Here is a 411-nt window from a genome sequence, read left to right on the forward strand (position 1 = left end):
CCGCCCCGAGGACGGCGGCACCGCGGATCCACGACTGCCGCGCCTCGACCTCGCCCCGGACGGCGGCGTCGGCGCGGACCGACGCACCGAGCGCCCGCAGCACGGCCGTCAGTTCTGTACCCCCGACCTGCCGCGCCATCCGCAGCGTCTCGATGATGCGGTCGGCGATCGGGTCCGCCAGCGACTCCATCAGCAGGTCGCACACGTCGGGCCAGAGCTGGCGGCGCATGCGGCGCAGCCGCCGGCTCAGAATACCGCGCGCCATCCTCGGCATGTCGCTGGCGCATGCAGGCGTGGGCGTGTTCGTCATTGGCATTACCTTGGTCAGTGTGTTTGGTGCGGAAAATATCGTGCGCATGGAAGCCGGGGATACGGCATCGGTATCCGGCTACAACTTCACGTTCCATGGCA

At 68.9% G+C, this 411-nt stretch carries 2 protein-coding genes; one reads left to right on the forward strand and one right to left on the reverse strand.

Annotated features, from left to right (window positions below):
• On the reverse strand, positions 1 to 229 hold a 229-nt coding region (locus ASV53_RS24710; RefSeq protein WP_205049251.1), incomplete at its 3' end, for a type II secretion system F family protein.
• Between ASV53_RS24710 and ASV53_RS24715 the strand changes: the two genes are divergently transcribed.
• Positions 228 to 411: hypothetical protein (locus ASV53_RS24715; RefSeq protein WP_500690246.1), on the forward strand; the 184-nt coding region annotated here is incomplete at its 3' end. The two genes, ASV53_RS24710 and ASV53_RS24715, sit on opposite strands and share 2 nt — an antisense overlap.

Origin of the sequence: Photobacterium sanguinicancri, assembly GCF_002265265.1 — a bacterium.
Taxonomy (GTDB): domain Bacteria; phylum Pseudomonadota; class Gammaproteobacteria; order Enterobacterales; family Vibrionaceae; genus Photobacterium; species Photobacterium sanguinicancri.